The sequence below is a fragment of the Gemmiger sp. genome (assembly GCF_057431175.1).
On the sequence record NZ_DBMDDV010000043.1, the window covers coordinates 2443 to 9266 of the forward strand.

Below are 6824 nucleotides of genomic sequence, written 5' to 3' on the forward strand. Positions count from 1 at the left end.
GGGATTCGAACAGCCCGTGCCCGGCGCTTTGCGTCCCGCCGGGCAAAAATGCCCCGGTGGGGCATTTTTAGGGCGCGGGAGAGTCCGCGCGTCTGCGCCAAAAGCAGCACCTTGCGGGGCGCTGCTTTTTATTTTTGCGGCAAACTATGCAAGGGCTGCAAGGTGGGATTCGAACAGCCCGTGCCCGGCGCTTTGCGTCCCGCCGGGCAAAAATGCCCCGGTGGGGCATTTTTAGGGCGCGGGAGAGTCCGCGCGTCTGCGCCAAGAGCAGCACCCTGCGGGGTGTTGCTTTTTATTTTTGCAACAAACTATGCAAGGGCTGCAAGGTGGGATTCGAACAGCCCATGTCCGGCGCTTTGCGTCCCGCCGGGCTGCAACAGTCCTGCGGACTGTTGCAAGGGCGCGGGAGAATCCCACCGTCTGCGCCAAGTATCACTACTCAATTCTACATTGGGTAGTGATTTTTTATTGCTAGTTTGCAAAATTCCGTTAGAAGTATATATTGTTTCAGGTGTATTCTGGTACAAATGATACCAACTATCTAATTGGGGTGATATAGGAATCAATTTAGTCCGGTTGATAATTTCAAAAACATGTACTGTTGAAGCCTTGTTTATGAGGTTCATTTCTCCTATTCGTCCCGGAAGAACGGACTCTCGTAAGCTCACGCAGAAACCTGCGGTCAGCTTCACTTACAGAGTGGCATAAATTCCTCTTTTGAATAGTCTTTTAAGCGGATTTCTCCATCCGCTTTTTTGCCGTACCATTTTTTCTGAAACCACAAACAACCCAGCCCGCAGAATCTTTGCTGTGTAATTCTGCGGGCTGGGTTCTATTTCTTTGGGAGGCTAACTAAGTGACATTGCTGTGCAGGGGTGTGCTGTTTATTCTGCCGGGGCTGGCTGTTCCTCCGCCGCCTGGTCGGTGGAGGGCTGCTCAGCTGCCGGGGCTTAGGTCGCGACCGACTCTGTGGTGGGCGCAGCCGTCGGTTCCGGGGTGGGCGTGGGGACCTCGGTAGGTACGGCCGTCGGCTCCGGCGTGGCGGTGACTTCCGGTGTGGGAGTCGGCGTTTCCTCAATTACCGGCTCCGGCGTGGGGGCGGCTTCCGGTGTGGGAGTCGGCGTTTCCTCAATTACCGGCTCCGGTGTGGGGGTGGCCTCGACGTAATTGACGTTTTCCTCGGAAGAACTGCTGTCCTCGATATACTCAGATTCAGAGGAGACCGGTTCCTCGGTGCTGGCGGTGGAACTGACGACCGGCACCGTGTAGGTGACGGCGTCCTTGTCGCCTGTGTGCTTGGGGATGGTGGTCAGCGCCGGGCGGTCATCCTCCGTGATATAGCTGTGGGTGCGGATATAGTTGAACAGTGCATCCATCGCGCTGCGGGTCAGGTGGATGCCGTCGCTCGTCTCCACATAGCCGCTCTTGGCGTAGCCGGTGGCGGCGTCCTTCAGAACCTCGGCGCTGTTCAGGAACTTCCAGCCCTTCTCCTGGCACATTTCCACCAGGGCCTTGTTGTACTCGTCCACCTGGGTCTGGGTCAGGCTCTGGTTGGAGTGCTGCTGCCCGATGGGCGGGATGGAGTTGACGAGGATATCCACGCTGGGGTAGGCCGCAACAACGGTCTCGATGCCCGCCTGATAATTCTTGACGAAATCCGCTGCTTTGTAGCTGGGATTCAGGTCGTTGGTGCCAAAAGTCAAAATGACCCGGCGGGGCTGCAATTTTGCCACCGCCTGGGACATTGTCACATAGCTTGATGAGGTGCTCAGCTGCACGCAGGCAAAAGTGGCCAGGTTGCGGGCGCTCATGCCCACAGAACCGATGGCGTTATCGTAGGAGCAATAGTCGAACATACGGTACATACGCGCCGTGTTGCTGTCGCCCAAAAACAGTGTCTCGTCTATGTAGCTTTCGCCTGCGTCGGCGCTTTCCTCCAAAATCGTGGAGGTGTACGCCTGGGTGTCGATGGTGTTTTCCTCTTTATTATAGCCGCTCTCGGTCACCATGGATGCACTGTCCACCGTGGAGGTGCTTTCCCCATCCGCTTTGCCGAGGTCCAGCCCGCCGATGAGCGCCAGCGCCACACCGATACTGACCAGCAGCATCACGCTGCACAGGGCCAGCACCAGATACATTTTGCTGCGCATATCCAGCGGCCGCTTTTTGGATTTTGACTTGGTTTTGCCTGCCATGAAAGATTCCTTTCGCGTTGGGACGTGTAACATTTACAGAATATATAACCCAATTTTACTACAAATCCACTGTAAAAGGAAGTCTTTTCGCAATTTTTACATAATTTTCCAGCAAAAACAAAAACCCCGCCGAAGCGGGGGTAAACAGAAATGGAGGATGGCGTTGTTTATTAAGGCCTTTCCCCAAGGGGAAAGGCTTAAAATTTACTCCTTCGGCAGCAGATGCGCCTTTTCCAGCGCGGGGCGCAGGGCGATGTACAGGATGACTGCGCAGACGGTGGAGAGCAGCGAGTTGACCAGCGTGACGCCGCTGGTGATCTTGGTCACGACGGAGACAAACTCTGCAGGCTGGCCAAAGATGTACAGGTTGCGGAAATAGCCGACGAACGGATCGGTAAACACGTTGACCAGCAGGCCGCTGAACGCAGATGCCGTGACGGCGGCCACATACTTGACCTTGTTGTCAGTGGGGAAGGTTTTGAGGTGGATGACCTTGTGGGCCACCGCACCGCAGACCAGGCCGATAATAAATTTCAGGATAAAGCTGGTGATGGCGTAGCCAGGGTCACCGGCCACGATATCCGCCAGCGCCAGGCCGATGGCACCGGCCAGACCGCCGGAAACGCCGTCCAGCAGCATGGCGGTCAGCGCCGTGAAGGTGTTGCCCAGGTGGAAGCTGGACCCAGTGCCGAACACATTCGGGATGCGGAAAAACTCATAGGCGACAAAGCTCAGGGCAGCCATGATGCCGATGATGCTGATTTTCTGGACGGTGAACTTGGTTTTGGTCAGCGCTGCGATCAGCAGTGTCAGGGCTACTACGACAAAAAACAGCAGCCAAATCGTTGCGGTAGACATGATTCTTAACTCCCTCTAATTTTCTTATTGACATTTTCCTTCCGGGAAGGTATGTTTTTATTATACAAATTTCTGGTTCCAAATAAATGCCCAGTTTTTGAATTTTTTATAGGGCCAGATGAGGGAGCAAACGATGATCGAACTGGACCCCAGCCAAAAAGCACCGCTGTATGAGCAGCTTTACGCCGCCCTGGCGGATGAAATACGTACCGGGCAGCGTGCCGCCGGTACGCCGCTGCCGGGCCGCCGCACCATGGCCGCGCAGCAGGGCGTCAGCGTCAACACGGTGGACACAGCCTACCAGATGCTGGCCGCTGAGGGGCTGGCCGAGGCGCGCCCCCGCAGCGGCTTTTACGTGCAGAGCACCTACGGTATGCTGCACAGCCGCGCCCGCCGCACCCCCGCCGCCCCGGTGCCGCCGCCCGCTGCACCGGCGGGTCCTGTGCCGCTGTATGACCTGTCCACCGGCAGTGTGGACACGGCGCTGTTCCCGGCGCACAGCTGGGGGCGCATCCAGAAAGAACTGCTCTACCAGCGGCCCGAGCTTTTACAGCGCGGCGAGATGCAGGGCGACGCGCCGCTGCGGGCGCAGATCGCCGAATATTTGTCGGTGTACCGCGGCGTAGACTGCACGCCGGAACAAATCGTCGTCGGCGCAGGTATTGAGTACCTGCTGGGCTGCCTGGCGCACCTGTTCCATGATGGGATGGCGGCCATCGAAAACCCCGGATACTCCCGCACGCGGACGGTCTTGCAGAACAGCGGCATCCCCTGCACACTGGTGGACATCGACCGTGAGGGCTTACCCGCCGCCGCGCTGGAAAAGAGCGGCGCGAACCTCTGCTACCTGACGCCGAGCCATCATTTCCCGACCGGCGTCACGATGCCCGCGCCCCGCCGCGCCCAGCTGCTGGCCTGGGCGGCGGCACAGCCCGGGCGGTACATTTTGGAGGACGACTACGACTCGGAGTTTCGCTTTGACACGCGGCCTTTGCCCAGCTTACAGGGCATGGCAGGCCCGGACGGCCCGGTCGTCTACCTGACGACCTTTTCCAAAAGCCTTGCACCGGGCATCCGCATTGCCTGTATGGTGCTGCCCCAAAGCCTGCTGGCCCGCTATCGCCGCGATTTTGCGACCTATGCGAACACGGTCAGCCGGTTTGAGCAGCAGACCCTTTGCGAGTTCATGGCGGGCGGGTATTTTACCCGGCACCTGGCCCGGATGCGCCTTGCTTACAAGCGCCGTATGGAGGCATTCGCGGCGGCGCTGCGCGCGGCCCTGCCCGGCGTCGAGCTGGACGGCGTACACAGCGGCCTGCACTTTCTGCTGACGCTGCCCGGCGCTGGCGGCGAGCGGGCCATGGTGGCCGCCGCTGCGCAGCAGGGCGTGCGGCTGCGGGGATTGAGTGAGTATTACCTGGCCCGCCCCGAGCTGTGCCGGGAGGATACGGTTGTGGCGGGGTATTCCGCGCTGCGGGAGGAAGATGTGGAAAGGGTTGCCCAGGCGCTGGCAAGGGCGTGGCTTTGCGCACCAAGCGATGGGTAAAGCCCCCAACCACCCACAAAAAAATCCCGCCGGGGCGTATACCTCGGCGGGACGGTTTATTTATTGCTCAAAATCACTCATACAGCGGGAACTTCGCAGTCAAATCGGCAACGCGCTTGGCAATATCGTCCTTCTTGCCTGCAAAGTCAAAGATGCAGTCTGCGATGCAGTCCGCAATCACCTTCATCTCGTCAACGCCCATGCCGCGGGTCGTCACGGCGGGGGTGCCGATGCGCACGCCGCTGGTCACAAAGGGGCTGCGCTTCTCGCCGGGCACGGTGTTCTTGTTGGCGGTGATGTGTACCTCGTCCAGGTTGTGCTCCAGCTCCTTGCCGGTGCAGTCCTCGTCGGTCAGGTCGATCAGCAGCAGGTGGTTGTCCGTGCCGCCGGAGACCAGCTTCACGCCGCGGGCAGTCAGCTCGGCCTCCAGTGCCTTCGCGTTTTCAACGATCTTGCGGGCGTACTCCTTGAACTCGGGCTTCAGCGCCTCGCCAAAGCAGACGGCTTTCGCAGCGATGACGTGTTCCAGCGGGCCGCCCTGGGTGCCGGGGAAGATGGCCGAGTTGATGCGCTTGATGAGATACTCGTTGTTGGTCAGGATCAGGCCGCCGCGGGGGCCGCGCAGCGTCTTGTGGGTCGTGGTGGTCACAACGTCGGCGTAGGGGACCGGGTTCTGGTGCTGGCCGCCTGCTACCAGACCGGCAATGTGGGCCATATCCACCATCAGCATCGCGCCGTAGCCGTGGGCAATCTCGGCCAGCTTCTCAAAGTCGATGGCGCGGGGGTAGGCGGACGCACCGGCTACGATCAGCTTGGGGCGGACCTTCGCCACCTGCTTGGCCAACGCGGCGTAGTCGATGCGCCCATCCTCGGCCGAGACGCCGTAGGAGACGAAGTTGTAGTTCTTGCCGCTCATGTTCACGGGGGAGCCGTGGGTCAGGTGGCCGCCCTGGGACAGATCCATGCCCATGACAGCGTCACCGACGTTCAGCAGCGCAAAGTAAACCGCCAGGTTCGCCTGTGCGCCGGAGTGGGGCTGCACGTTGGCGTACTTGGCACCGAACAGCTTGCAGGCGCGGTCAATAGCGATCTGTTCCACCTGGTCCACGTACTGGCAGCCGCCGTAGTAGCGGTGGCCGGGGTAGCCTTCGGCGTATTTGTTGGTCAGCACGCTGCCCATGGCCGCCATCACAGCAGGGGAGACGATGTTCTCGCTGGCGATCAGCTCAATGTTCTGGCGCTGGCGGCCCAGCTCGCGGTTCATGGCCGCGCCCAGCTCGGGGTCATAGCTTTCCACATAGCCGATGGTGTCAATGATGTCCTTGTACATACTGCTTTCCCTCCTATTATATCTGCCAACGGCGGAAAACGGGCACGGGCGGATATGGAATCCGCCCCTACCGTAGGGGCGCATTCTATATGCGCCCGTCGTTTCCACCGCCGAACATTTCCCTTACAGCGTCCCCTTTGTCGATAACACGCCGTCGATCCGCGCATCCTTGCGGGTGGCAGCGTCCAGGGCTTTGGCAAAGGCTTTGAACATGGCCTCTAACTTGTGGTGGTCGTTCTCGCCGTACAGCACTTTCAAATGCAGATTCATCATGGCGCTGTACGATACCGCGTAGAAAAACTCCCGCGCCATCTGGGTGTCCATGCCGCCGCAGCTCTGCCCGGCAAAGGCAGCGTCGTACACAAAGTAGGGCCGCCCGCCCAGATCCACGGCGCAGAGCGCCAGCGTCTCATCCATGGGCAAAAGGCAGCTGCCGTACCGCACAAGACCTGCCTTGTCGCCGAGGGCCTCCTTGATGGCGGTGCCCAGCGCAATGCCGATATCCTCGATCGTGTGGTGGCAGTCGACGTCCACGTCGCCGTGGCAGGTCACGCTCAAATCAAACAGGCCGTGGCGGGCAAAGCCGTCCAGCATATGGTCAAAAAAGCCGATGCCGGTGTGCAGGTCTGCCTTGCCGGTGCCGTCCAGGTCGATGGTCAGCGTGATCTGCGTCTCCCGCGTGTTGCGGGTCACAGTCGCGGTGCGTGCCATGAAAAATTCCCCCTCTTTAGTGCGTTAAACTAAGGCAACACCGCACAATTCCCGCCTGACGGCTTAAGCACCGCTCCGGCGGCTGCGGTACGGCATCTGCGTTGCCAAAATGCTCGATAATACACAAAGTATTATCTGCGCTTTTGGCTTAGCAGCTGCCGCACCTCGCTCGCCGTATCGGCAC

5 protein-coding genes are annotated in these 6824 nt (G+C 59.7%); 1 reads left to right on the forward strand and 4 read right to left on the reverse strand.

Annotated elements, in window-relative coordinates; translation table 11 throughout:
- Positions 1–950: 950 nt before the first annotated feature.
- Both ACZO0A_RS11920 and ACZO0A_RS11925 read right to left on the reverse strand, forming a co-directional pair.
- Positions 951–2195 carry a GDSL-type esterase/lipase family protein gene (locus tag ACZO0A_RS11920; RefSeq protein WP_486846379.1) on the reverse strand — a complete coding sequence of 415 codons (1245 nt, stop codon included), beginning with the start codon at positions 2193–2195 and terminating at the stop codon, positions 951–953.
- A 204-nt stretch (positions 2196–2399) separates the two neighbouring features.
- A complete protein-coding gene (locus tag ACZO0A_RS11925; RefSeq protein WP_215692593.1) occupies positions 2400–3053 on the reverse strand; it encodes an ECF transporter S component in 654 nt (217 codons plus the stop codon).
- 133 nt (positions 3054–3186) lie between these two features.
- Between ACZO0A_RS11925 and pdxR the strand changes: the two genes are divergently transcribed.
- Positions 3187–4599 carry a MocR-like pyridoxine biosynthesis transcription factor PdxR gene (pdxR, locus tag ACZO0A_RS11930; RefSeq protein WP_486846381.1) on the forward strand — a complete coding sequence of 471 codons (1413 nt, stop codon included), beginning with the start codon at positions 3187–3189 and terminating at the stop codon, positions 4597–4599.
- A gap of 73 nt (positions 4600–4672) precedes the next feature.
- Here the strand turns inward: pdxR and glyA are convergent, their stop codons facing one another.
- Both glyA and hisB read right to left on the reverse strand, forming a co-directional pair.
- Positions 4673–5929 carry a serine hydroxymethyltransferase gene (gene glyA / locus ACZO0A_RS11935; RefSeq protein WP_486846383.1) on the reverse strand — a complete coding sequence of 419 codons (1257 nt, stop codon included), beginning with the start codon at positions 5927–5929 and terminating at the stop codon, positions 4673–4675.
- Between the two features lie 123 nt (positions 5930–6052).
- Positions 6053–6640, reverse strand: a complete 588-nt coding sequence (gene hisB / locus ACZO0A_RS11940) for an imidazoleglycerol-phosphate dehydratase HisB (protein ID WP_302149804.1) — start codon at positions 6638–6640, stop codon at positions 6053–6055.
- Positions 6641–6824 lie beyond the last annotated feature (184 nt).